This is a genomic window from Methylobacter sp., from assembly GCF_004322395.1.
GTDB lineage: Bacteria > Pseudomonadota > Gammaproteobacteria > Methylococcales > Methylomonadaceae > Methylobacter_A.
Window position 1 is genome coordinate 1 of record NZ_SCTW01000046.1, and the last position, 22,629, is coordinate 22,629.

A 22,629-nucleotide genomic window follows, 5' to 3' on the forward strand; every position below is an offset into this window, starting at 1 on the left:
GCCTGACATTGAGCTTTGGTTCTTTTATATGGTGGCTTTATCTACTGAGGAACAAATGACTGGCCTAACATGGCGCTCAACCGGAGCGCGGTTATAATGCGGTTTTGTTTTTTCAGCTTTCCGTGCCGCGCCCGGTTAGCTTTACGTTAGGCGTTATATGACCGAAGCACAAAAGAAGATAGTAAGGAATTGGTATTTAATAACATTTTTGATTTGTGTACTTACTGGTATTTCACTCAGTGCATCTGATAATAAGCAGCTCTTAAATATATTAATTGGCAGTCCAATTTTCATTTATGTAATAAGTCGCCAAGACATAGGGCAACAAATAGGCTATGGTGTAAATGGTTTATCGCTAGGTAAGTTTATCGAAGAAAACAAAATCCTTAAATTATGGCTCGTTTTGTTCTGCACATTTATTCTTCCATTTATAATTTACAAACTATTTATTGGTAGCCAGATTTCTGGCTGGCTATATGCCTTGGCCTTTATTTTATTGTTAGGGCCGTTATTTATTGCATCTGAAATTCAGCGCTTCAAACATGCAGGTAAAAATGCCTAACATTGCGCTCAAGCGGGACGCGCCTTTCCGTGGCGGTTTTGAAGGTTTGTTGTTTTTTTCGGCTTCGGTGGCTTCGCCAGTCTTCCTTGAAAGGCGCGCCCCTTAGCTTTACGTTAGGGGGCGTATGAAAGCACTTGTTTTGGCCTTGTCGTTGTTAGCTCCCCTGCAGGCCCTGGGAGATAATGAGATTCCGCAACCAGTCATCGATGCATTATCGAAGACCTTTCCCCGCCACGTGCCAAATGCCACCTACATCGAAATAGGTGATTTGACCGGCGACGGAATTGCTGAAGTTGTGACACTCTTAGGAGACCCCCAATACAACAAATACGAAGAACAAGATTCTGAGATTAGAGTCGCTGTATTAACCGGAACGACGAATGATGGATATAAGGTTTTCGCGCTATCTCACGAACTCCCACGCGATCCGAATATCTTTATTTTTCTCCGAATCCAAAAGCAGTCACTCTATCTACTCACTAGCGGCCGTGGGTGGTCTGATGAGTACCAATTCAAAATGCGCGATGGACAATTGGTACTGATCGGACAGGAGTCAAAGGAATTCGGAGCGATAGAAGAGAAGAAACCATTCATCCAGGAAAGCTTCAATTATTTAACAGGAATAGCCATCTACTCGGAGAAGTCCGAGAAAGGATACAAAGAAAAAACGGGGCACTTCACGACGGGAAAACTGATTAAGCTCACGGAGTTTAATCCTAGTTGGGAGTTTTTCCATATGAGACCAGAACATGTCGAATATCCCTAACATGGCGCTCAACCGGAGCGCGGTTATAATGCGGTTTTATTTTTTCAGCTTTCCGAGCCGCGCCCGGTTAGCTCTACGTTAGGCATTTTAAGCAGAAAGGAGGGTGATTATGTTCTGGACAATAGTGGGGTTTGGGGTTCTCGCTGTGCTGGCATTTGATACGGTGGCTTCGTTCGTGTCTGTTGGTTTCGGCTTCCCTTACGAAGATGCCGCGGTAGGTTCGGTTCTCATCTATGCCACAATCGGGTATCTTGTGTTCCGCCGTCAAGGATTCTTTAGTGCGGTTGGAGCTGCTCTGCTAGTAGAGGTCGTTGATGCCACGCTGGGTTGGTACATTTCTTGGCAAATTGGGCCCGGCGCCCTACCGGTAGAGCAAGCAACAACAGCTGTCATCGCTACCACTATTGTTTTTGTTCTCATCTTCGCCGCTGTTTGTGCTGCCATCGGTTCCGTCATAGCGCGAGTGATACATGGGCCGCGGACCAATGCCTAACACGGCGCTCAAAGGGACGTGCCGTTTCGTGGCGGTTTTGCAGGATTGTAATTTATCAAGCTTTGCGGCTTCGTTCACCGTCCGTGAACGGCACGCCCCTTAGCTTTACGTTAGAACCATGCTGCCATTTTCGAAAGCTCGCCAAATCGCAGAAGTCTGGGTCGCCGTCATGACGGACGGCTGTGCAGAGATAGTTCGCGAGGCCGTTCAAGCCAAGCCGTACGGTTGGATTTTCTACTATCAGAGCAGCGCCTTCTTGCACGACAAGAGCAAATTCTCTGAGGCACTCGTCGGCAATGCACCGTTCATTGTCGATCGAATCAACGGGGAGATTCGTGTGCTTGGAACGGGAGGTCTATTGGAACAGCGATTGTCGGAGTACGAGCGGTCTTTACCAGCCGCTTGCCTGCTCGCGAAACCAGAGGCCGCTCGGTGGTAGTGGGTTCTAACCCTGCAATCAACCGGACGCTGCGCGATAAGGCTGCGCAGCCCCGGTTATTTTCACGTTACGCCGCACAAGCTCGAGCACCCGGCAAGGGAGGAAGAGGTTTATGAAACACACGCGCATCATAGTCACTCACTACGGCGGCCCCGATGCACTTCGGATGGTTGAAGAAGAGTGCCCCGAGCCGAAGGATGGTGAAGTGCGGGTGAGAGTGCTGGTCGCAGGTGTCGGCTTGCCCGACCTAATGATGCGCGAGGGCATTCATCCCGAAACGCCCCCACTGCCCTTCACACCGGGGTGGGATCTAATTGGCGTGGTGGATCGGCTCGGAAACGGTGCCTCTGGAATCGAACCAGGCCAGATAATTGCCGCGCTGCCGATCAGCGGTGCGTACGCGGAGTTCGTCTGCCTGCCGCAAAATGAATTGGTTCCGGTGCCATCTGGGTTGGACGCCGCCGAGGCGGTCAGCCTCGTGTTGAACTACGTCACGGCGTACCAGATGCTGCATCGTTCCGCCAAGGTCAGACCGGGCCAGCGCGTGTTGATTCACGGCGCGGCAGGCGGGGTTGGCTCGGCGCTATTGCAACTTGGGCGCATCGCCGGGCTGGAGATGTACGGTACCTGTTCATCGCGAGATGCGTCGGCCGTTTCCGACCTGGGCGGTATCCCGATTGATTACCAGCATCAGGACTTCGTGAAAGAAATTCACCGCCTCACGAGTGAGGGCGTGGACGTTGTCTTTGACGGCATCGGTAGTACCCATATATGGCGTTCCCGCAAGGCTCTCCGTCCTGACGGGAGAGTAGTGGCCTATGGCCTTACTTCTTCACTACGTGAGGGGCGATTAGCTTCAGGTCGTTCAGGTCGTCGTCATCGCTATCGTAGACTCGCCATTTTCGGGTTGTACATTGTTGGCGGCTGGCTTCTCCCGGGCCGGAAACGAGTGGTCCCCTACAGCATCCAGTGGCTTAAACGGATGAGACCGGCACTGTTTCGACAGGATTTGATCGCCCTGTTTGACCTCCTTCAACAGAAAAAGATCAAGCCGCTAATCGCGCAGCGATTTACTCTTGCCGAGGCAAGACACGCGCACGAGTTGCTCGGGAAGGGAGGCGTGACAGGCAAGATCGTGCTCGTGTGCAACGGGGCCTCGCTTGAATCGGGAGCGGCATAACAACGGCATGCACGGACAGTGCTTCGCACCGCCGCTGATTTAGAGCGCTTGGCATACAAAAAATTAGCTCGATGAAATTTTACTGACTATGGCAAAATTAATTGAGTCTTTCTGAAAAATGGAGTGCTTTGACGGCTATCATAAGTCGGTTTCTTGGAATAATCATCGCCATGTATTGGGATGAATGCGCCACCACATTTTCATGCAAAATACGGTGAGTATGAAATCACGGTCAATATCCTTGCAGGCGTGGTGGAAGGAAAATTTCCAAAGCGGGCGTTACATCATGTTCTTGAATGGTATGACTTACATCATAGAAAATCGGGAGCTTTGTCAAAAAGATCAAGTTCCAAAAACGATTAAACCTCTGGAGTAAGAGTAATGTTTCTTCATGTTACCAATGCAAGATATTTGGAAGATTATAAAGTGGAATTATCGTTTAATGATGGTCGAACAGGTATAGCCGATTTAACCGATGCTTTGAAGGGAGCAATATTTGAACCCTTAAAAAATAAGTCCATGTTTTCAAGCTTAGTTGTTGATGAAGAGCTGGATACAATTGTTTGGCCAAATGGTGCTGATTTGGCACCTGAATATATTTATTTCCAAGCATTTAAAAACGAACCGGAATTACAGCAGCAATTTAAGCAGTGGGGCTATTTGGCCTAACAAGCCAGTCAAAGGGTACAACTTTAAGACCGCCTTCTCTCAAGTCCTGTAAATCAAGTATGCTTTTTATGCTCAACATTACGACATTTCAATATAACGACTGATTTCGGGTTTACCCGCCTCTGGATACCTAAATGTTGGACAACGAAAAGCGGTCGCCTCGGCAACCGCTCCATGCGTTGCTCTACCTCCTGCAATCCATGCAGTCGTAAAGCGCCTACTGCTGGTGCCCAACCTACACAACTGAAATTTCTGCATTTCATTGCATTCTACTTGACTTTCGTATCCGATCGAATACACTTCAAACATGAATATCTTCCAGAAATCCGATGAATTCGATGCTTGGCTAGTCGGCCTGAAAGACCCTGTTGTTTTACGCCTTGATCGTGCTGCAAAAGGCAACTTTGGCGACTGCGAACCGGTGGGGGCAGGAGTTTCCGAAATGCGGATTCACTACGGCCCCGGTTACCGGGTATATTTCATCCGGCGTGGCGCTGTAATTTATCTGTTGCTGTTGGGCGGCGACAAATCAACCCAAAAACGTGACATCAAGCGCGCCATAGAAATGGCGAACGCTTTACCGAAGGATTAATACTATATGACCAATTTCACCACATTCGACGCTGCTGATTACCTTGACAACGAAGAAACCATTGCCGCCTATCTGACTGCGGCACTGGAAGACCCCGACCCCGACGCTTTTCTAATTGCAGTAAAGACTGTAGCGCGCGCTCGCGGCATGACCCAATTGGCAAAGGATTCCGGCTTGGGCCGCGAAAGCCTTTACAAGGCGCTCTCGCCTGGCGCTAAACCTCGCTACGAGACGGTGATGAAAGTGGTTCGAGCACTGGGCGTGAATCTACACGCTGAAATTCGTCATACTTAACTGACCTAGGGAAATGGTCTAGATATTGGGCATACTTTTTATGCCCGACCTAATGATATTTCACTATGCCGTCCACTCGAATTTACCCACCGCCTGATGCCGCAGTAAGCCGGTTATCAACAACAATTACGCAACACGAAAAATTAGTATGCCCCCAGTCTTAATATCTATAGCTTTACTTTTATGCAGCAACGTTTTTATGACATTCGCATGGTATGCTCATCTTAAAGAACTCAACAACAAGCCATGGCTAATCGCCGCGATAATAAGCTGGGGAATTGCATTGCTGGAATATTTGTTCCAGGTTCCGGCGAACAGGATAGGCTTTACGGTTCTGAGTGTTGGCCAGCTTAAAATAATGCAAGAGGTTATTACTCTTACAATATTCGTTCCTTTTTCGGTAATGTATTTGAAAGAACCATTGAAACTGGATTATTTGTGGGCGGGCATTTGCCTTGTTGGGGCAGTGTACTTTATGTTTCGAAGCCGGTTTGCGTAACGGCCTTACTTGGTTTTAGCCTTTACCGTCACAAGAGACACTGCGTTACCTTGCGAATGCAAAGTTACGTTTAAGAGTCCCGAAATATTCTCCCAGCGCATGACATTCTTGTTGCTAAATGTTGCGTCCTTTACCGGAAGACCAAGCACTGCCAGCGTATCTTTGCTGTATGACGTCCTGCTCAAATCTCCTTTTACGACAATTCCATCGACCTTTCCATCGATAAATTCAACGCTGACATCGCCCTCTCGAAATGCACACTGCAAGGCGGATTTTGCCTTAACGCAATAAACAGGATCGCCAAGTAACTTTAATGCCTCAGCTTTGGTTTTTCCTTCAATCTTCTGATGATAAGAAGGGCTGCGAAATGCGCCGTATACAGTAATCCAGTCCGCTTTTCCGTCTATGAATACAACTTCAACTTCATTTTCCCGGTACGAGCAGTTCAACGCTGACTCCGATTTGGCGCAGAAAACGGACTCGCCCAATAGCGTCTCGACTTCGGCTTCGGTTTTTCCTGCGAGTTTTGGAATGTTAAATAATACTTCAGCTGTCGACTCTGCTTCTTGCTCTTGGACAGATGGCTGTTTTATTGGAGAACTTCGCGGAATATGTCTAACGATTATCATCAATGCCACAAAAAGTACGATAAGAACCGCTATCTCACACTTAACAATAAGAGGCACTCTTGCACAATAAGGGCAATCTTCCGCTGTTGCGCTAATTTGGTGGCTACATGCCTTGCAAGTTGTTAACGCCATATTTATCCCGTTTCTTTATTGAGCCTATAAATATTATGATCCCCAACCATCCTCATCGAGTCAATACTGTAGGTATTCTACCGTAGTTTAATTTTGCAGCGGATAACCGGACTTACAAATGGAATTTTTTATCCCCGACGTCTTTATTCTTCACTGTAAGTGACTGCTTTAACTCAAATTCGCGTTCATCTAATTAGGTGATTGTACTTATTGATTGAAAAAGTTGAACTCTCTATCCTACAGTTAACTTATACAGTTCTGACTGTTCGTCAGGTTTATGGGGCTTAGATTGAATTTCAATTAAAGCGTTTTAATTGTGCCATTTTCGGCTTAGATTGAGGGATAAAACGATGTTTAGAAAATTAACAATGGAAGCGTGGCTTCTTTATCTAAAAATCTTAAACGCTGAGCTCATCTCAGACTTTTCAATAAATTGCATGGATAGGCAATACAGATTGGCAGATCGGGCTTATTACAGATACAGGCGGCGGCGAGCTTTAGATGCTTAGTAACCGAAAATAACGACGAACGGCAGGAAAAACCTTTGTGCTGCTGAAATAGTTCTGCATAGATGGTTTGTTGCGGCTTTTTTGTTTTGAGCTGCACCACCAACGTCTCATAAAAAACGAAAGGCAATAAAAAAGGACTTGGCATCGCCTAAGCCCTTAATATATGGTGCCTCGGGCCGGAGTCGAACCGGCACGTCCTTTCGAACGAGGGATTTTAAGTCCCTTGCGTCTACCAATTTCGCCACCGAGGCATCGATAACTTTGGTAAGCCGCGTATTATATAGCAACAAAAAAAATAAACTAGGTCTATCCCCAAAAAAAGGTCGCGATCTAGCTTAAATGCAGCATTTCATTTAATAACGATAACGAGGCCAATAGTAATTTCCCCAATAATAAGGATAACCGCCATAATAAGGATTATAACCATAACCATAGCCGAAACTATCGTAATAATAGTCGTAGATGTAAATCGGCCACCGGTAAATGGTTGTAGCTGAAATTAATGGCAAGCGCAAAGTTTTATTGCCTACCATACGTTCGGCATCACCTATAAGCGTTCCTGCAACAGTGATTTCGGTGTTTTTGGTGTAAACAGCCGGATCAAGAAACCCAGGGCTTTTAAAAAGGAATCGTCCTTCATTCGATTTATTAATCCGAGGCCTACCATCGCTGTCGAGGGGATAATATAACACTTGCACCAAGCTGAAATTTTGTTCGTTTTCCACATCAATGATAATGCCGCCCCAACGCACCGGCGCATTTTTATAGCTGCCAATACTTTGAATTGCCTGAACATAGGAAATGTCATTCAGAGGGGGATTTTTTATTGCAGTCGGCAAACTTGAACAAGCATTCAACAATAAACAGATAGTTAATAGATACCGTTTCATATCTTTTCTCCTGACATTTACATATTTCTAGATTTCATACTTAATCAGAAAACGGGAGCTAAGACTACTGTTGAAGATACCTATTCCTAACAACTGCGCCAGATTACAGTACAATAAGCGCCCTCTTCAACTGTTCGCTAGGCCTCTATGAATAAACAAAAAAAACTGCTTCGTTCCGATATTCGCTATGAATGTGGCGACGCTTTTTACGAGCGGGGACGCAGCTATTTTGAAAGAGGCACAGTGATTAATCTTACTATCGCAAGCGAAGGCGCTTTGTTTGTGCAGATCAATGCCGCCGTTAAAGGCAGCCATAAAGATCCGTACCGGCAAAATATTCGCATCGTCTGGAGACCGGACTATAGCTCGGCAGAAATAGAAGGCGACTGCACTTGCCCTGTCGGCTATAACTGCAAGCATGTTGCCGCTGTTTGCCTGATGTATCAAAACACCAAGCCCGGTCTTCCCGCATCGGATATAAAACCCAACTGTCTGGATTGGCTCGACAGCCTTTATACGCAAGCGCCGGGGCAACACGATGTCCACCAGGATTTTATCGCTTATATCCTTAAGCCCGGCAATGCGAAACACGAATTCACTATTGAGCTTTTAATCACCAAAGCAAAGAAGACCGGAGGGTTGGCTAAAGGCAGAAGAACAACCTTAAACAATCTCCGCTACAGCTATTCCTATCTCAACTATGTGCAACCGGAAGACCAGGAAATTGCCAAACTGCTGACTGTACTGAATCCCGCTTTTAAAGACGAACCCTTGATTGCCGGCGCTACCGGTTATTTGGCTTTATCCAAATTACTAAAAACAGGCCGGCTGTTCTGGCAAGATGTCGAGCAAGCTGCGTTAACAAGAGGAACCGGCCGCGATTTGAAATTCAACTGGCGAACAGCCCCTAACGGCGATTATCAATTAGTTGTCGAAATCGATCCTCCGGCAATTTTACTGCTAACCGACCCGCCACAATACCTGGACGCCGCTTTGGGTTTGGTAGGTGTGATCGACACTCACAATCTGTCAATCGATCAACTTAAAAATATCTTGGCTGCCCCGCTGATTCCAACCGAATATGCCGATGAATTCAGTCAACGCCTGATTATTGAGCACCCGAGCTTGCCGCTGCCTGCCCCCAAAAAAGTCGAATTAATCGAAACCGATCAGCTGACGCCTACACCCAAGCTTTTGTTGTTCGGTCATCAGTCGACACCCCAACAATACATCCATTTTATGGCAGTAAGTTTCAATTATGGCGAATGGACAATCTCAGCGATCCCCCCGGAAGACTACAGCGTGGTAAAAACTGAGCAAGGACTACTACGGATTAAACGCGATATAGAAACCGAACAACTGGCGGTACATCGCCTGACTGACCTTGGCTTTGCCCCCGCTCCTTCGATAGAAACCGGCGTACAGGAGCTGCTTTTATTCAGTCCGGCAAAAACCGTAATGGATAGCGCCACGCGGTGGGGAGACTTTTTACAAAACGTCCTGCTAGACTTGGAACAGGACGGCTGGATTATCGACATAGATGACAGTTTTCTGCTTAATTTCCAAACCGCCCAGAACTGGGACGCGCAAATCAGCGAAAGCCAGCAGGATTGGTTTGAAATGAGCTTTAATATCGAAATAAACGGCCAGCCCTTGCCCTTGCTGCCGTTGATTATGCCGGTGCTGGAAAACTACGACCTGGAAAACCTCCCTGAAATGCTCAGCATCCCCCTCGGCGAGCACAACTACTTAAGCTTGCCCAGCGACAAAATCAAACCGTTTCTGGATGTGTTGATAGAGCTGTTTAACAGCAGCACGATGGGCAAGGACGGCTCATTAAAAATGTCCCGTTTTAACGCCGCCATGTTGGCTGACTTGGAAGAACAAAACCACGGCATATTCTCTATCAACGGCGGAAAAGAGTTGCGGGAACTGGGGCAAAAACTAAAGAACTTTACCGGCATTGAAGATGCCGCCCTGCCTGCCAACTTGCAGGCAGAGCTGCGGCATTATCAGAAACATGGACTCAACTGGCTGCAATTTTTACGGGAATATAAATTCTCAGGCATACTCGCCGACGATATGGGCCTCGGCAAAACCATACAGACGCTCGCCCACTTGTTGCTCGAAAAACAAGGCGGCCGAATGAGGCTGCCCAGCCTGATCATCGCGCCGACCAGCCTGATGAGCAACTGGCGACGGGAAACCGAACGCTTCACACCTGACTTGAAAATCCTGATCTTGCAAGGCACCGAACGCAAACAGCTGTTTTATAAAATCAGGGACTACGACCTGATCCTGACCACCTACCCGTTGTTGTCCCGAGACGAGGAAACACTGCTTGAGCACGAGTACCATTACCTAATTTTGGACGAAGCCCAAACCGTTAAAAACCCGCTATCCAAAGCCGCGCAATTGGTGCGCCGCATCAAAGCCAATCACCGGCTGTGCCTGACCGGTACTCCGATGGAAAACCATTTGGGCGAACTCTGGGCGCAATTCGATTTCCTGATGCCGGGCTTTCTGGGCGATATCGCCACATTCAAAAAACGCTACCGCACCCCGATTGAAATATATGGCGATAGCGAACAAAGAACAAGATTGTCGCGCCGGGTTGCGCCGTTCATGCTGCGCCGCACCAAGCATGAAGTCGCCACCGAACTGCCGGCTAAAACCGAGATTATCCGTTCCGTGCCGCTGTATGATAAACAAGCCGCTTTATACGAAAGCATCCGCCTGACCATGGAGAAAAAAGTCCGCGATGCGATAGCCCAAAAAGGCCTGTCGCGCAGCCATATCACAATCCTGGACGCTTTGCTTAAACTGCGCCAGACCTGCTGTGACCCGCGTACCCTGTCGCTAAAGGAAGCGCAAAAAGTGCAGGAGTCCGCCAAGCTCGACCTGCTGATGGAACTATTGCCTGAGCAGCTGGAAGAAGGCCGCCGGATTCTAGTGTTCTCGCAATTCACCCGCATGATTGCGCTGATTGAGAATGAATTGAACGCCAGAAAGATAGGCTACGCCAAACTGACCGGCCAAACCCGCAACCGCGACGAACCCATAGAACGCTTTAAAAGCGGTGAAGTGAACGTCTTCCTGATCAGCCTGAAAGCCGGAGGGGTCGGTTTAAACCTGACCGAAGCCGATACCGTGATCATATACGATCCATGGTGGAACCCCGCCGCAGAAAGCCAGGCCGCAGACCGGGCTCATCGCATCGGCCAGGACAAGCCGGTGTTCATTTATAAGCTGATTACTGAAAATACGGTCGAGGAAAAGATTATTGCGATGCAGGAAAAAAAGCGCGCATTGGCTGAAGGGATTTATAAGGGCGGCGGGAAAGAAGAATCCATGAAGCTGACGGCGGAGGATTTGACGGCTTTGTTTGAGCCGTTGTAAAGCTTCTCTCTCTCCTCTGAATGCCTACATGGATGTAGATAGTAGGGCACCAACAGTAGGCGCTTTAGGCGATGCAGGAGCAATTGCCGAGAGGGTTGAGGAGAGTTTAAAAACTAAATTTTGATGTGCAAACAGTTTCCGGCGAATTCGACGTTGTGTTGCCGGAAAAGCTTCCGCTCCTCGGCAACTGCTCCCTGCGTTGCTCTACCTCCTGCATCCATGCAGTCGTGCTCACGCCCCTTACCTACATAATCCACATGGATGTGGTGAATGCAGATATTGCAGGAGCAAATATCTGTCCATGTAGGCAACGCCGATTTTCTCTATCGCTCAAACCGACTTATTCCAGCCTACAGGACTGACGATCCGTTGATCGACTTAATAGAGATTTTAGCGGAGCGATTGAAAAATATGAGTGCGCCAAGAGGCTTTAGTCAGCTTTGCCCGTGAAGCAGATAGTTTAAGCCAGAAAATATCAGTGCTGAGAGTATTAATGAATCACTGATGTTACGCATAGACCGTATCTCTCCCGTTTGCCGCGCTGAGCACCGGAGCTTTCGGCGGGAATAGCCCGAAAGGGGGTGCTGCATGGATGCAGCGCGTTGCCAGAGGGCCAAGGTGGCCCTTCTGGCAACCCCAGTCGAAAGCGAGGAGCGCAGGACAAATCGGCAGGATAGCCGATTTGCATGCATCGCACCCGAAGGGCGAGGCACAAGGATGTGCCGAGTGATTCAAGCGGCAACCGGGTCGCCTTTCTTTTGGATACTTTTCTTTGGCGAAGCAAAGAAAAGTATCTCGCCTTCGGGTGCGAGAACCCGATTCAAAAAAAACCGTCGCGTTAGCGACACCCTAATAATAAAAATATTAATGCAGTCTAAATTCGATTAACTGCGTAACATCAGTGAATCAGCATAATTTAACCGTATCCGACCTGAAAGAAGAGATCGACTCAAAATCGCTGGTGTCCATGATACTCAATGGAAAAAGAAATCTCACCAAAGACCATATCAATAAATTAGCTAAGCGTTTGAATATTAATCCTGCGGTATTTTTTAATCTTAAGGCGGTCTGATTGTGTTGTTTGTTATTGAAGGCTAGTGCCTGACAACAGCATCGACTGTCAGGTATCGGCTAAAAACCGGATAGTCAGTGAAAGGTCGGTAAACTTTACAAATTGTTTACATGCATATAAAAGCCGCTGATTTTTTGAGTTAGTAAATATAGGTATCATTACATATTGTGTATTCAATTCTGAATATGTATTGTTGATCTATGGGCGGGGTGATAGATTAGCAATTTTTGACCTGATAATGTATGAACATTTTCGGCCAATTGCAGATCTGCATATCACTTTGTCCAGTCAAGCGCCCCCTTTGAGGAAAGGGAACAAAATAGAATTAAATTAACTACGAGGATTTTAAAATGGCTGAAGAACAAGAAAAAGACAACACATGGTTGATCGCTGGTGTTGCTATTGCTGCTATTATTGTTTTAGTTGTTCTGCTGAAAAGGGACGAAACTAAGCATTTGCAAAGTGGTGCGGTACAGCAGTTGCAAAGTGAAACCTTCAAGAATATAGAAAAGAGAAAAACCAGCAACGTCACTAGTGAAGTAGGTAAATAAAATAATCCCCCCGTTATCTTCATAACGGGGGGGTTGTTACTTTATGTTGATCCCTCTATCGGTAAGGGCCCAGCGAGAAGTCCGTTTGCGCTGTTAGCACAGCACAAGCTATTGATTTATTAGACAGCAGTAACCAACGAACTTTATGCGATCCACTTAATATTTATTCAAATTCAGCACTAAGCCGTTAAAAAAAATCTGGTATGTAGCTTAATATAGGGTCTATTGAACACGCATTAGCTAAACATTGCCGGAAGTATCTTTCATCTTTACCATACCCAAGCCAGCTAACCTGCCTACTTGCAAGGTAACTGCTTCATTTACCCGCCCAAACATAGATCCGATAACTACTTTGTAAAATAGTTTCCGATTTTTTCGCTATTAAGCGCTACTATTCCAATCCATACAAAGTGCTTATGCATTAAAAACAGAGAGATAGCAATTAGTGATCGGCAAATTTTGACGCTCTTTTCCGGCTAAATTGGCAAATATTCCCTGCTCTTTTGCACGCATCACGCCAACGATTCCTCTCTCTGAATGATTGGACAAAAACTGGTATCAATCCTCGTCTTTAACCATTCCGGAAATTGTTTGACAAATGTGTCAGCCTCCTCACTTGACCTGAAATTCCTAAAATCGACTATAACACCACCCTTCTCATCCTGTTGTGTGTTACACAATAATTCGAAATTCTTCGAGAGTGCGTAAAGATGCAATTCGGTGTCAATGCTTTCGTACTCGATATTAAGCTGAGAATTGGTTAATTCAGGTTTGATAATGTCGTTCCCTATACATTGAACTTCATTATGATGAATATGGTATTTGTAACTATTCATGATTGAGCCTACTAATTGCAGCCGTTTAGTCCCAAATGGTAAGCGGAACAGGATAAAAGTTAACTGATCATTTTGGGATATGTACGAATACCTATGCAGAAAAGAGCTCGTTAATCACTGGCCGGGATTTGTAGCCCAGATAATTCCGAGGAACTTCGGAGTCCGATATCTTGGCTAGTAAGTAGTCGGACGGATTTACTAATGTTTTAAAGTGAGAAACAATATTTCTCGAATTCAAGGTTTATCCTCATAATTTTGAATTCTTCTTAAAGTCCTCATGCATGGCGACTCCCCCTAAGTCGGCTTGCCACAATGCCCTTAGAAGTTTCTTCGGGCATTTTTTTTAATAAAAACTCTCCTCTTGGACGGACATTTGATGAAGAAGGGGCGACTGCCCGTTTTAGGCCCAGAGTGTGTCAAAAGGCAGAAATCGAAAATTCAGTGGTTTGGTCATGCCAATTATTGAGCAAATTACCGATCACTATGGAGACAAGCATTAAAAAAGTGCCCGTTTGAAGTTGCTTAGTGGAATAATTTTCACTTCAGGCAAATGCGGTTATGCGTTTTGACACACCCTCGGCCGATAACTGAAATGTAATTGGACGTCAGGCTCGATTTATTTATCAAGTAGTGCAAAGAATTGACACAGATAATATTGTTTAAGTTGTTTTAGAATCCTTAGCAATTTCCTTGACGATGCAGAAACGCAAAGGCAAGTACCCAGGAAAAAGGAGTTGTCGGAAACGGCAACTGTTTACTGAATGCCTCAGTGAGGCTATTGTAAGCAAATATTTAACATCTTCAACGATAAGACTGGGCTTCGCGGCGCAAATCATCAAGCTGTCGTTCGTGGTAGTAAAGATCATCGCGAAGATAATGGTATCGGCGATCCAAGTCCCGCAGACCGGAACGAATCCACTCGCGGTCCTTATCGCTTAATTTTTTGTCGTGCAAACTGCTTTCTTTGCCGGAGATTTCTTGATCAAGCCTGTCCAGTTCAGCGCGGTGTTCGTAGATGGCAAAGGCAGCTGAATGATAGCGCCCAAATAAGCCATCTATGGATGGCGGGCAGACATGCTGGTACTGATGCCCGTTCAATCCTACGCTGAAGGCATTATCAATTCGGCAGTAATCGTGCAATCCTTGTTCGCGACCGGCAAAATACGCCTCATTGTTTATTGCAATGCCATATTCATAACAGGCTTTTACGTGATCTGACAGTCGGCTGCTGGTTTCACCGGCGAGTCCATCACGAATACCCAGTCCAAACCAATCGCCACGACGACAGTCTTCCTGGCTCAAGGTTGCGCAACCTGATAGAAAAATCACACAAAGAAATCCTGCTAAACGATGCAATTGACTTCTCCCTTCCTCAGTTTTCATGGTTTAGTTCGACGACGAGTTGCTCAGCTTGCAAAACAGCTTTTAGTTTTTTCCAATCGTCGGCACTGGTTTTTCTAGCTAAAGAAAATAAATTCATTAAATAAAAACAGTAGAGTAGTAATTTCCAGCTGGAAAGTGTAGACGATCTTTTATGGTAACGCTGGCAAATCTTCCACGCTAGTTTGCAGCTTTGCGCGTTTGGGGATAGGCGGCATTGTATCTTAATTGCGATTTTGCAGGAATGATAAGTACTTTGGAGCTATTTTAGCTGTTGGCAAACGTGCTCACAAAGCTTCAAGGCTGTAGCGTCAGCGATTTTGTCGCGACTGCCGCGCAAGAAGCAGCGTATTGGTACTATTGAAGAAACTAGCATTACCCGCATTTTTACTGAAGATCAAAGATTAAATCCCCTAACCCGTACGGCACAGTAGGCGCTAACCGCATTGTGCGGCATAATGCCATATAGTATTGCACATCATTGGGTTTTTAATACCTCCTCACCCTCTCCAGCAGGAGAGGGAACAGAAGTGCTGAATGTTGATATGCGACGGATATAGGTTGATCACAAAAAGGTTCATGAATAACAAACCCATCGAAATCCTCAAGACCGTTTTCGGCTATGATAAATTTAGAGGCCAACAACAGGACGTCATCGAACAACTGATAGCCGGCCAGGATGCGTTGGTTTTAATGCCGACCGGCGGCGGTAAATCGTTGTGTTATCAGATCCCGTCTTTGATCAGGCCCGGTGTCGGCATTGTGATTTCCCCATTGATCGCGTTAATGCAGGACCAGGTCAACGCCTTGCTGCAATTAGGCGTCAAAGCCGCTTTTTTGAATTCCACCTTATCCCTTGAACAATCCCGAAAAACCGAGCAGCAGTTGCTCAACGGCGAGCTGGATTTGCTGTACATCGCCCCGGAACGTTTGACCTCCGACCGTACCGGCGCGCTATTCGAACGCATCAAGATTGCGCTGTTTGCGATTGACGAGGCCCACTGCGTTTCCCAATGGGGACATGATTTTCGGGTGGATTATCTCCAGCTTTCCCTGCTGCATGAGCGCTTCCCCGACATTCCCCGCATCGCGCTGACCGCGACCGCTGACGACAAAACCCGCGAAGAAATCAAACTGCGCCTGGGGCTAGAACAAGCGAAGCTCTATCTTAGCGGCTTCGACCGTCCTAACATCCGTTACCAGATCGTGCAAAAACAAAACTCCCGTGAACAGTTGATTGATTTTATCCGCGCCGAACACGCCGGTGATTCGGGGATTGTCTATTGCCTGTCGCGCAAAAAAGTCGATGCGACCGCTGAATGGCTCAGGACTAAAGGCATCAACGCCCTGCCCTATCATGCCGGAATGGATGCCGGTTTGCGCGCCAAACACCAACACCAGTTTTTAATGGAAGATGGTTTGGTGATTGTGGCGACCATCGCGTTCGGCATGGGCATCGACAAACCTAATGTCCGTTTTGTCGCGCACCTGGATTTGCCCAAAAGCGTTGAGGCCTATTACCAGGAAACCGGCCGGGGCGGGCGCGACGGTTTGCCTGCCAACGCTTGGATGGCTTACGGTTTGCAGGATGTAATCACGTTGCGGAAAATGCTTCAGGACTCCAACGCCGATGAAGCGCACAAGCGCATTGAGTACCACAAACTCGATGCGATGCTGGCTTTGTGCGAGCAGGTTCATTGCCGTCGGCAGGCCTTATTGAGTTATTTCGGCGACCGTCTTGAGCAGCCCTGCGGCAACTGCGACACCTGTCTGGAGCCGGTCAAGACATGGGACGGGACGCTGGCTGCACAAAAAGCATTGTCCTGCATCCACCGCACCCAGCAGCGTTACGGCGTCGGCTATTTGATCGATGTGTTGCGCGGCAAGGCTACCGAACGGATTCTTAAAGCTGCTCATGACAAGCTGTCGACTTTCGGCATCGGCACGGATATTGAAGAGCAACAATGGCATTCAGTGTTCAGGCAACTGGTCGCCCGAGGTCTGGTTGCCGTCAATTTCGATCACTTTGGCGCATTGCAACTGACCGAGTCCTGCCGGCCTATTTTGCGCGGCGAACAGCAATTGATGTTGCGTAAGGATTTGCAACCTGCGAAACCTGAGCGCGATCGAAGCGGCAGCAAGAAGACGAGCAGGGAATTTGCCAAAGCCGGCGATACCTTGCTGTGGAATGCGTTGCGCGCCAAGCGTAAAATGCTTGCCGATGCCCAGGATGTACCGCCTTATGTTATTTTTCATGATGCAACCTTGATGGCAATGCTGGAAGCCAAGCCGACCAACCGCCAGCAGATGAGTTTGCTGTCCGGGGTCGGCGAGCGCAAGTTGGAGCTTTATGCGGATGAATTCCTGGCAGTAATTAAGGAGTTTGCCGATCTTAACAACGGACCGATTGGCCTGTCGGACACGATGGCCGAGTCGGTAGCCTTGTTCCGGCTGGGTTACAATGTAAAGCAGATTGCCCAACAACGAGAGCTGCAAGAGACTACCGTTTACGGACATTTAGCCCAGTCTCTGGAAAAAGGGATGCTGGTGCTAGCCGATGTGGTTGAACTACCTGAGCAGGAAATCAAGCTGATAGAAGAAGCGATTATCAACCTGCCCGAAGACCAACGGAACGCGCTTAAGCCGGTTTATGAGTTATTCAGCGGGCAATACAATTATGGAGTTTTGCGGTGCATCAGGGCGGCTTTGCAGCGTCAATCGGGATAATTACAGTTCCTCCCGCCTGTTCAGAACGTTGCGAGTTAGACCTTCCAAGTTTTGAAAACCTGGAAGGTCTGCATATCGATATGGTTCTCGTCTAATGAAATTCTCGATCATCATCCCAACCTTAAATGAAGAAAAAACCATCGCCTTGTGCCTGCTACCGTTGCAGCCTTTGCGCAACAACTGTGAAATCATCATAGTCGATGCCGGAAGCGCATCGTCTGATTATCCATATGCCCATTTGGCCGACAAAATCATAAACTCGGCAAAAGGCCGTGCCCGGCAAATGAACATCGGCGCAACCCATGCAAATGGCGACATATTAATATTCCTCCATGCTGACACCTCTCTGCCCGAAAACGCCTTGCAACTGATCGAACAGCGCATCGGTATCAATAAACAATGGGGACGCTTCGACATTCAATTAAGCGGCGATCATTTCATGTTGAAAATCATCGCCTGGATGATGAACCGGCGCTCCCGCCTGACCGGCATAGCCACCGGCGATCAGGTGATTTTTGTCAGCAAAGAAGCGTTTGAAGCAGTCGGGCAATATCCCGAAATCGCCCTGATGGAAGACATCGCCTTGAGCAAGGCTCTAAAAAAAATCAGCCCGCCGGTTTGCATCAGTGCCAAAGTCACCAGCTCCGGCCGAAGATGGGAGCGCTATGGCATATACAGGACTATACTGCTAATGTGGAGTTTACGCCTGCGTTACTTTTTTGGCGCTGAACCGCAGCTATTGGCCGTACTTTATTCCCGGGGGCAGTTTTGGAAACCATAATCCGTTTATCCGCAGCATTAGGCATTTTCTGCATCATGGTTGGCTGGGAATATGTCAGCCCCAGAAGAATCCAGCATATCAGCCGCAAGCAGCGCTGGCCGGTTAACTTGGGCCTCGCCGCATTCAATATCGCGATCATGCGCTTAAGTCTAGGCGGCATTGCCTACTTGAGCGCCGTAACCGCGATAGACCAAGGTTACGGCCTATTAAACTGGCTGGCCGCCCCAAAATGGCTGTCGATTATTGTGACTTTATTATTTCTCGATTTTGCCATTTACTGCCAACACATCGTTTCGCATAAATGGCCGCTGCTTTGGCGTTTACATCAGGTGCATCATACCGATCTGGAATTCGACGCCACTACCGCAGTGCGCTTTCATCCGCTGGAGATCATGATTTCGATGCTGTACAAAGTGCTGTGCATTGTTTTAATCGGCGCAAACCCGTGGGCAGTCATTGCTTTTGAGATTATCCTGAACGGTGCGGCGACTTTTAACCACAGCAACATCAACATCCCGCTGGCGCTAGATAAAAAACTGCGTTGGCTAATTATTACCCCGGACATGCACCGCATCCATCACTCAACCATTCCGACAGAAACAGACAGCAATTACGGCTTTTCCATTTCCTGGTGGGACAAACTGTGCAGAACTTACATTGCCGAACCGCAGCAGTCTCAAACGACTATGGCTATTGGTTTAAAGCCTTTTCGTGAGCTTCATGAATTAGGCTTTATGCAGTTATTGCTGTTGCCGTTTAAGGCGTTGCGGAAACGGTGATTACGGCCGCCCCCATAGATAGAGATACCGCCCAAACCAGAAAAACGTCATCCCGGCATTCCCTGCCGGGATGACGCGTTATTTAAATACCTATGCGTAAAAATGATCCGTCAACCGCCCACACCCCATCAATCATGACTTACAAACACCCCAATTCCGTCCTAATGATTTTCTGCAAAGCTCCGGTTCCCGGCCAAGTTAAAACCCGGTTAATCCCGGAATTAACCGCCGACCAAGCAACTGAACTTCATATCGAACTCAGCATGAAAACGCTGCAAAGGGCGACACTAAGCAATTTATGCCCCGTACAGCTTTGGTGTACACCAACAACCGACCATAGTTTTTTTGCGGCATCGAAAACCGCCTATCCGTTAGTTCTAAAGCAACAGCAAGGAAGCGATTTAGGCGAACGCATGCACCACGCTTTTTGCTCGGCGCTTGTCACCTATTCTCACGCCGTATTAATGGGCTGCGATTGCCCGTCATTAACCGAACAGGATCTCGAACAAACGCTAAACGCCTTAACTCAGGAACATGAAGTCGTGTTAGCTCCCGCGGAAGATGGCGGCTATGTGTTGATTGGACTCAACCGGCCCCACCCGGAACTCTTTGACAACATGCCTTGGGGAACGGCGCAAGTGCTCGGCCAAACCCGCAACCGTATCGAACATTATAAACTTCGCCATTACGAACTAAGTGAACAGTGGGATTTGGATACGCCGGAAGATTTGGAAAGGTATCGGGCGCTTCCACTCGGCTAAGAATCAGACGTTACCCGACACGGCTGGATTATTGCTGCCGGATTAGTCTCAACAAATGAAAACTACTTGATGGGAACCGCTGGAGGCTTTGCAGGCTGAGAAATTTTCTATTTATTTTATATTCGCCTCTAACATCTATATCAGTTAAGGCAGATAAAGTTTAAATCTGGCTCCGCCAAACTGACTATTATTATCGGTTTCAATAAAACCCTGTTTGTCAGCTTGGACATGTAATCGCGCAATTGTTTTGGTGAAAAACAATCCTAGTCCTGTGTTACCGGTACTTAGGTCAATCTGAGGGAATTGTTTGCAATCGGACGACATAAGGTTCTCCGGGAAACCCTTGCCATCATCTTCAATGCAAAAAACCACATAATCGTCTTCTTGGCTGGCAGAAAGCAAAATTTTGCTGAAACAATAGCGGTGCGCATTATTGACCAGCGTACAGAGGGCATTGCTGATCATGACGCTGTCGCAATAACAAACCAGGTCACTATCGCATTGGGTGATAAGTTCAACGTTGCCTAAGGTTAATAGGGTTGAATGCTGGTCGACAACGTCTTCCAATATATCAGCGGCGTAATGCTCATCAATAGTCGGAGTGCACTGTGATATACCAATTTTATAAAGCGTCAGCAACTGCATGAGATTATTGTTCATGCGATTGGCTTCAAAATTTAATTGTTTTAATTCGGTAGGTTTTTGCTCTTGGAAGAAGTTCTCAAGCTGAGCGATGAGCTCCCTAAGGGCGTGTAATGAATTCTTGAGATCATGAACGGAAGACGCCAGAAGAGCGGAAAAATCGATTGAATGCATGGGAGTATTGGACATTTTGGCGGTTTCTTAGTTGGCTGTGTCGAGAATAGCGTTCAGTTCTGTTTGAATTACACTAACTTTGTTGTGAGGAATGCGTAATTGAATGGCTTTATTAATGTAGGACTGGGCGCGCATGATTTTTTCTTGGTCGGGTTTAGAACTCTTCAGATCATAGATAAGCGTTTTTATCAGATTTAAAATAATGCTGTGATTATCAGGCGTTATTAAAATAGCTTCTTCAAAAAGCGCGATAGCCTCCTGAATATTTCCTTCATGGAACAGGCTGACGCCTTTATTATTGATATTGACCAAGTCTTTTTTTATGTCCTGGATCAGCTTTTTTGCATAATTTTCGCCGATAAAACCGTCGCACATTGTTACGATTTTTTTGATAAAAAGCTTATCATCAAAATGGGTTTTAATTAAATCATTGAGAATTTCATCGCCGGTTTCACTGTTGCCGTTTAAATAAGACGTCTTTGCCATTTCCATTCGTATTTCTTTGGAAATCTGTTTGTTAAACAGCTCATTGAGTTGAAATGCTTTTGCTTGTGCTTGCAAGGCCAGTGTTTTGTTGCCTTTTGTCTGATGAATCACGGTTTCTAACAGGGCGGACCTAACCATTGCTTCCGGATCATTTTGAAACTGCTGATTTAACTCCCGCACTATTTGCGCCGCTTCGTCGACGGAGTTATTTTTTAAATAAACATTGGCTAAACCCGAATAGTCGCTGGGTGATCTGTGTATAGAGTTTTTGCCCAGTTTAATGGTGGCTGTATAAGCTTTTTTTGCAATATCGAGGTTTTCGGTTTTGTCAGCCAGCCAGGCCAGTTTTTTTTGTCTTAAGATAGACTTAGGTGAAAGTGTAACCGCCGAATCAAGTGAAGATAAAGCTTGCTCATTGTTGCCCATAGCTTCGTGGGTTTTTACTAGCCAGTCATAAGCTTCCAGCATCATCGGATGGTGCTCGATAAGCTCTTGAAAAGTCTTAATAGCTTGTCCGTAATCGCCAAGATAAAAAGCGACAACGCCCAATCCCAGTTTGGCCCAAGGGAGTTCTCTTTCGTGCTGAATATCCTGATAAATCTGCTCGGCCCTCCTAAAATCGCCGACTTTAATGGACAGTTCGGCCTGCATTTTTAATATTTGCAAGCGCATTTTTTTATTATCTTGCTGGAGTAGTCTTTCGCAATGATGAATGGCTTGATAGAGATTGTCGTTATCTATTTCATTTTCAATATTCGCTAAATATTCTTTGCGGGCCTGGCATTTCTCAATTCGGCTTGATAATTGTTTTAAGCTAAAGGGTTTAATCAGGTAGTCATCGGGTTTGTTATCGATAGCGCTAAGTACTAATTCCAAGCGATGCTCACCAGTGACCATGATAAAGATGGAACTAACCGGCAATAACTTAAGATGCCTGGCATCTTCCAGAACTTGCTGACCCGTTTTTTCATCGAGCAGAAGGTGATCGCAAAGCACAATATCAAACCTGTTAATTCTCATTGCCGCAAGTGCGTTGATGCCGGATTCTTCTGTAACAATAAAGCGTGCACCCAATGAACCCAGTATATGTTTAATGGTTTCAAGCATACTTGCTTGATCTTCAACGACTAATATTTTTTTTGAAGTCAGGTTTACTGTCATAAAAGATTAATTTTTTACCTTAATATCTAATGTTACGCATAAACGATATTGCTCCCGTATGCCGCGCCGAGCACCGGAGCTTTCGGCGGGAATAGCCCACAGGGGTGCTGCATGGATGCAGCGCGTTGCCAGAGGGCCAAGGATGGCCCTTCTGGCAACCCCCGTCGAAAGCGAGGAGCGCAGGAAGCAAGCGGCAACCGGGTCGCCTTTTCTTTGGTTACTTTCT

The 22,629-nt window shown here is 46.8% G+C and carries 23 protein-coding genes and 1 tRNA gene; 17 read left to right on the plus strand and 7 right to left on the minus strand.

What is annotated here, in order from left to right:
• The first annotated feature begins 157 nt into the window (after nucleotides 1-157).
• From EPO18_RS06630 to EPO18_RS06675, 10 genes are all read left to right on the plus strand, one after another.
• Nucleotides 158-562, plus strand: coding sequence for a hypothetical protein (locus EPO18_RS06630; protein ID WP_292432283.1), 405 nt, complete (start codon nucleotides 158-160; stop codon nucleotides 560-562).
• 124 nt (nucleotides 563-686) lie between these two features.
• A complete protein-coding gene (locus EPO18_RS06635) occupies nucleotides 687-1,328 on the plus strand; it encodes a hypothetical protein (protein WP_292432286.1) in 642 nt (213 codons plus the stop codon).
• A gap of 109 nt (nucleotides 1,329-1,437) precedes the next feature.
• Entirely contained in the window at nucleotides 1,438-1,821 is a 384-nt protein-coding gene (locus EPO18_RS06640; RefSeq protein ID WP_292432289.1) for a hypothetical protein, read from the plus strand.
• Nucleotides 1,822-1,939: 118 nt separating this feature from the next.
• Nucleotides 1,940-2,260 carry a YrhB domain-containing protein gene (locus EPO18_RS06645; protein WP_292432292.1) on the plus strand — a complete coding sequence of 107 codons (321 nt, stop codon included), beginning with the start codon at nucleotides 1,940-1,942 and terminating at the stop codon, nucleotides 2,258-2,260.
• A gap of 112 nt (nucleotides 2,261-2,372) precedes the next feature.
• On the plus strand, nucleotides 2,373-3,440 hold the full coding sequence (locus EPO18_RS06650) for a medium chain dehydrogenase/reductase family protein (protein WP_292432294.1): 1,068 nt from the start codon (nucleotides 2,373-2,375) through the stop codon (nucleotides 3,438-3,440).
• A gap of 180 nt (nucleotides 3,441-3,620) precedes the next feature.
• Entirely contained in the window at nucleotides 3,621-3,803 is a 183-nt protein-coding gene (locus tag EPO18_RS06655; RefSeq protein ID WP_292432297.1) for a DUF4160 domain-containing protein, read from the plus strand.
• Between the two features lie 18 nt (nucleotides 3,804-3,821).
• Entirely contained in the window at nucleotides 3,822-4,109 is a 288-nt protein-coding gene (locus tag EPO18_RS06660; RefSeq protein ID WP_292432301.1) for a DUF2442 domain-containing protein, read from the plus strand.
• 307 nt (nucleotides 4,110-4,416) lie between these two features.
• Nucleotides 4,417-4,701 carry a type II toxin-antitoxin system RelE/ParE family toxin gene (locus EPO18_RS06665; RefSeq protein WP_292432304.1) on the plus strand — a complete coding sequence of 95 codons (285 nt, stop codon included), beginning with the start codon at nucleotides 4,417-4,419 and terminating at the stop codon, nucleotides 4,699-4,701.
• Between the two features lie 6 nt (nucleotides 4,702-4,707).
• Nucleotides 4,708-4,995, plus strand: a complete 288-nt coding sequence (locus tag EPO18_RS06670) for an addiction module antidote protein (RefSeq protein ID WP_292432307.1) — start codon at nucleotides 4,708-4,710, stop codon at nucleotides 4,993-4,995.
• 148 nt (nucleotides 4,996-5,143) lie between these two features.
• Entirely contained in the window at nucleotides 5,144-5,494 is a 351-nt protein-coding gene (locus tag EPO18_RS06675; RefSeq protein WP_292432310.1) for a DMT family protein, read from the plus strand.
• Nucleotides 5,495-5,499: 5 nt separating this feature from the next.
• On the opposite strand, the gene EPO18_RS06680 is transcribed toward EPO18_RS06675, so the two are convergent.
• From EPO18_RS06680 to EPO18_RS06690, 3 genes are all read right to left on the minus strand, one after another.
• Nucleotides 5,500-6,123 carry a hypothetical protein gene (locus EPO18_RS06680; RefSeq protein WP_292432313.1) on the minus strand — a complete coding sequence of 208 codons (624 nt, stop codon included), beginning with the start codon at nucleotides 6,121-6,123 and terminating at the stop codon, nucleotides 5,500-5,502.
• A gap of 805 nt (nucleotides 6,124-6,928) precedes the next feature.
• Nucleotides 6,929-7,015, minus strand: a tRNA-Leu gene (locus tag EPO18_RS06685).
• A gap of 102 nt (nucleotides 7,016-7,117) precedes the next feature.
• A complete protein-coding gene (locus tag EPO18_RS06690; RefSeq protein WP_292432316.1) occupies nucleotides 7,118-7,654 on the minus strand; it encodes a Slp family lipoprotein in 537 nt (178 codons plus the stop codon).
• A 147-nt stretch (nucleotides 7,655-7,801) separates the two neighbouring features.
• Between EPO18_RS06690 and EPO18_RS06695 the strand changes: the two genes are divergently transcribed.
• From EPO18_RS06695 to EPO18_RS06705, 3 genes are all read left to right on the plus strand, one after another.
• On the plus strand, nucleotides 7,802-11,053 hold the full coding sequence (locus tag EPO18_RS06695; protein WP_292432319.1) for an SNF2-related protein: 3,252 nt from the start codon (nucleotides 7,802-7,804) through the stop codon (nucleotides 11,051-11,053).
• A 901-nt stretch (nucleotides 11,054-11,954) separates the two neighbouring features.
• The gene (locus tag EPO18_RS06700) at nucleotides 11,955-12,125 is read left to right on the plus strand and encodes a helix-turn-helix domain-containing protein (protein ID WP_292432323.1); all 171 of its coding nucleotides are present in this window, start codon (nucleotides 11,955-11,957) and stop codon (nucleotides 12,123-12,125) included.
• Between the two features lie 350 nt (nucleotides 12,126-12,475).
• Nucleotides 12,476-12,676: a hypothetical protein gene (locus EPO18_RS06705; protein WP_292432326.1), complete on the plus strand. Its 201-nt coding sequence runs from the start codon at nucleotides 12,476-12,478 to the stop codon at nucleotides 12,674-12,676.
• Nucleotides 12,677-14,313: 1,637 nt separating this feature from the next.
• On the opposite strand, the gene EPO18_RS06710 is transcribed toward EPO18_RS06705, so the two are convergent.
• A complete protein-coding gene (locus tag EPO18_RS06710; RefSeq protein WP_292432328.1) occupies nucleotides 14,314-14,841 on the minus strand; it encodes a DUF2799 domain-containing protein in 528 nt (175 codons plus the stop codon).
• Nucleotides 14,842-15,471: 630 nt separating this feature from the next.
• On the opposite strand from EPO18_RS06710, the gene recQ reads away from it, so the two are divergent.
• The 4 genes from recQ (at nucleotide 15,472) to EPO18_RS06730 (ending at nucleotide 19,940) form a co-directional block, all read left to right on the plus strand.
• Nucleotides 15,472-17,619: a DNA helicase RecQ gene (gene recQ / locus EPO18_RS06715; RefSeq protein ID WP_292432331.1), complete on the plus strand. Its 2,148-nt coding sequence runs from the start codon at nucleotides 15,472-15,474 to the stop codon at nucleotides 17,617-17,619.
• A 94-nt stretch (nucleotides 17,620-17,713) separates the two neighbouring features.
• A complete protein-coding gene (locus EPO18_RS06720; protein WP_292432333.1) occupies nucleotides 17,714-18,400 on the plus strand; it encodes a TIGR04283 family arsenosugar biosynthesis glycosyltransferase in 687 nt (228 codons plus the stop codon).
• On the plus strand, nucleotides 18,388-19,179 hold the full coding sequence (locus EPO18_RS06725; protein ID WP_292432336.1) for a sterol desaturase family protein: 792 nt from the start codon (nucleotides 18,388-18,390) through the stop codon (nucleotides 19,177-19,179). Before EPO18_RS06720 ends, EPO18_RS06725 begins: the two co-directional genes overlap by 13 nt.
• A gap of 92 nt (nucleotides 19,180-19,271) precedes the next feature.
• Entirely contained in the window at nucleotides 19,272-19,940 is a 669-nt protein-coding gene (locus tag EPO18_RS06730) for a TIGR04282 family arsenosugar biosynthesis glycosyltransferase (protein ID WP_363331482.1), read from the plus strand.
• Nucleotides 19,941-20,084: 144 nt separating this feature from the next.
• On the opposite strand, the gene EPO18_RS06735 is transcribed toward EPO18_RS06730, so the two are convergent.
• From EPO18_RS06735 to EPO18_RS06745, 3 genes are all read right to left on the minus strand, one after another.
• The gene (locus EPO18_RS06735; protein ID WP_292432339.1) at nucleotides 20,085-20,771 is read right to left on the minus strand and encodes a sensor histidine kinase; all 687 of its coding nucleotides are present in this window, start codon (nucleotides 20,769-20,771) and stop codon (nucleotides 20,085-20,087) included.
• 12 nt (nucleotides 20,772-20,783) lie between these two features.
• Nucleotides 20,784-22,403, minus strand: coding sequence for a tetratricopeptide repeat-containing response regulator (locus EPO18_RS06740; protein ID WP_292432342.1), 1,620 nt, complete (start codon nucleotides 22,401-22,403; stop codon nucleotides 20,784-20,786).
• Between the two features lie 6 nt (nucleotides 22,404-22,409).
• Nucleotides 22,410-22,629: hypothetical protein (locus EPO18_RS06745; RefSeq protein ID WP_292432346.1), on the minus strand; the 220-nt coding region annotated here is incomplete at its 5' end.

What these genes read in the sequence shown, in the direction of transcription:
- recQ (WP_292432331.1), top strand. Translation starts at nt 15,472, where the DNA reads ATGAATAACAAACCCATCGAAATCCTCAAGACCGTTTTCGGCTATGAT.
- EPO18_RS06675 (WP_292432310.1), top strand. Translation starts at nt 5,144, where the DNA reads ATGCCCCCAGTCTTAATATCTATAGCTTTACTTTTATGCAGCAACGTT.
- EPO18_RS06695 (WP_292432319.1), top strand. Translation starts at nt 7,802, where the DNA reads ATGAATAAACAAAAAAAACTGCTTCGTTCCGATATTCGCTATGAATGT.
- EPO18_RS06720 (WP_292432333.1), top strand. Translation starts at nt 17,714, where the DNA reads ATGAAATTCTCGATCATCATCCCAACCTTAAATGAAGAAAAAACCATC.
- EPO18_RS06680 (WP_292432313.1), bottom strand. Translation starts at nt 6,123, where the DNA reads ATGATAATCGTTAGACATATTCCGCGAAGTTCTCCAATAAAACAGCCA.
- EPO18_RS06650 (WP_292432294.1), top strand. Translation starts at nt 2,373, where the DNA reads ATGAAACACACGCGCATCATAGTCACTCACTACGGCGGCCCCGATGCA.
- EPO18_RS06660 (WP_292432301.1), top strand. Translation starts at nt 3,822, where the DNA reads ATGTTTCTTCATGTTACCAATGCAAGATATTTGGAAGATTATAAAGTG.
- EPO18_RS06635 (WP_292432286.1), top strand. Translation starts at nt 687, where the DNA reads ATGAAAGCACTTGTTTTGGCCTTGTCGTTGTTAGCTCCCCTGCAGGCC.
- EPO18_RS06730 (WP_363331482.1), top strand. Translation starts at nt 19,272, where the DNA reads ATGCGTAAAAATGATCCGTCAACCGCCCACACCCCATCAATCATGACT.
- EPO18_RS06705 (WP_292432326.1), top strand. Translation starts at nt 12,476, where the DNA reads ATGGCTGAAGAACAAGAAAAAGACAACACATGGTTGATCGCTGGTGTT.
- EPO18_RS06690 (WP_292432316.1), bottom strand. Translation starts at nt 7,654, where the DNA reads ATGAAACGGTATCTATTAACTATCTGTTTATTGTTGAATGCTTGTTCA.
- EPO18_RS06670 (WP_292432307.1), top strand. Translation starts at nt 4,708, where the DNA reads ATGACCAATTTCACCACATTCGACGCTGCTGATTACCTTGACAACGAA.
- EPO18_RS06645 (WP_292432292.1), top strand. Translation starts at nt 1,940, where the DNA reads ATGCTGCCATTTTCGAAAGCTCGCCAAATCGCAGAAGTCTGGGTCGCC.
- EPO18_RS06665 (WP_292432304.1), top strand. Translation starts at nt 4,417, where the DNA reads ATGAATATCTTCCAGAAATCCGATGAATTCGATGCTTGGCTAGTCGGC.
- EPO18_RS06655 (WP_292432297.1), top strand. Translation starts at nt 3,621, where the DNA reads ATGAATGCGCCACCACATTTTCATGCAAAATACGGTGAGTATGAAATC.
- EPO18_RS06640 (WP_292432289.1), top strand. Translation starts at nt 1,438, where the DNA reads ATGTTCTGGACAATAGTGGGGTTTGGGGTTCTCGCTGTGCTGGCATTT.
- EPO18_RS06630 (WP_292432283.1), top strand. Translation starts at nt 158, where the DNA reads ATGACCGAAGCACAAAAGAAGATAGTAAGGAATTGGTATTTAATAACA.
- EPO18_RS06740 (WP_292432342.1), bottom strand. Translation starts at nt 22,403, where the DNA reads ATGACAGTAAACCTGACTTCAAAAAAAATATTAGTCGTTGAAGATCAA.
- EPO18_RS06735 (WP_292432339.1), bottom strand. Translation starts at nt 20,771, where the DNA reads ATGTCCAATACTCCCATGCATTCAATCGATTTTTCCGCTCTTCTGGCG.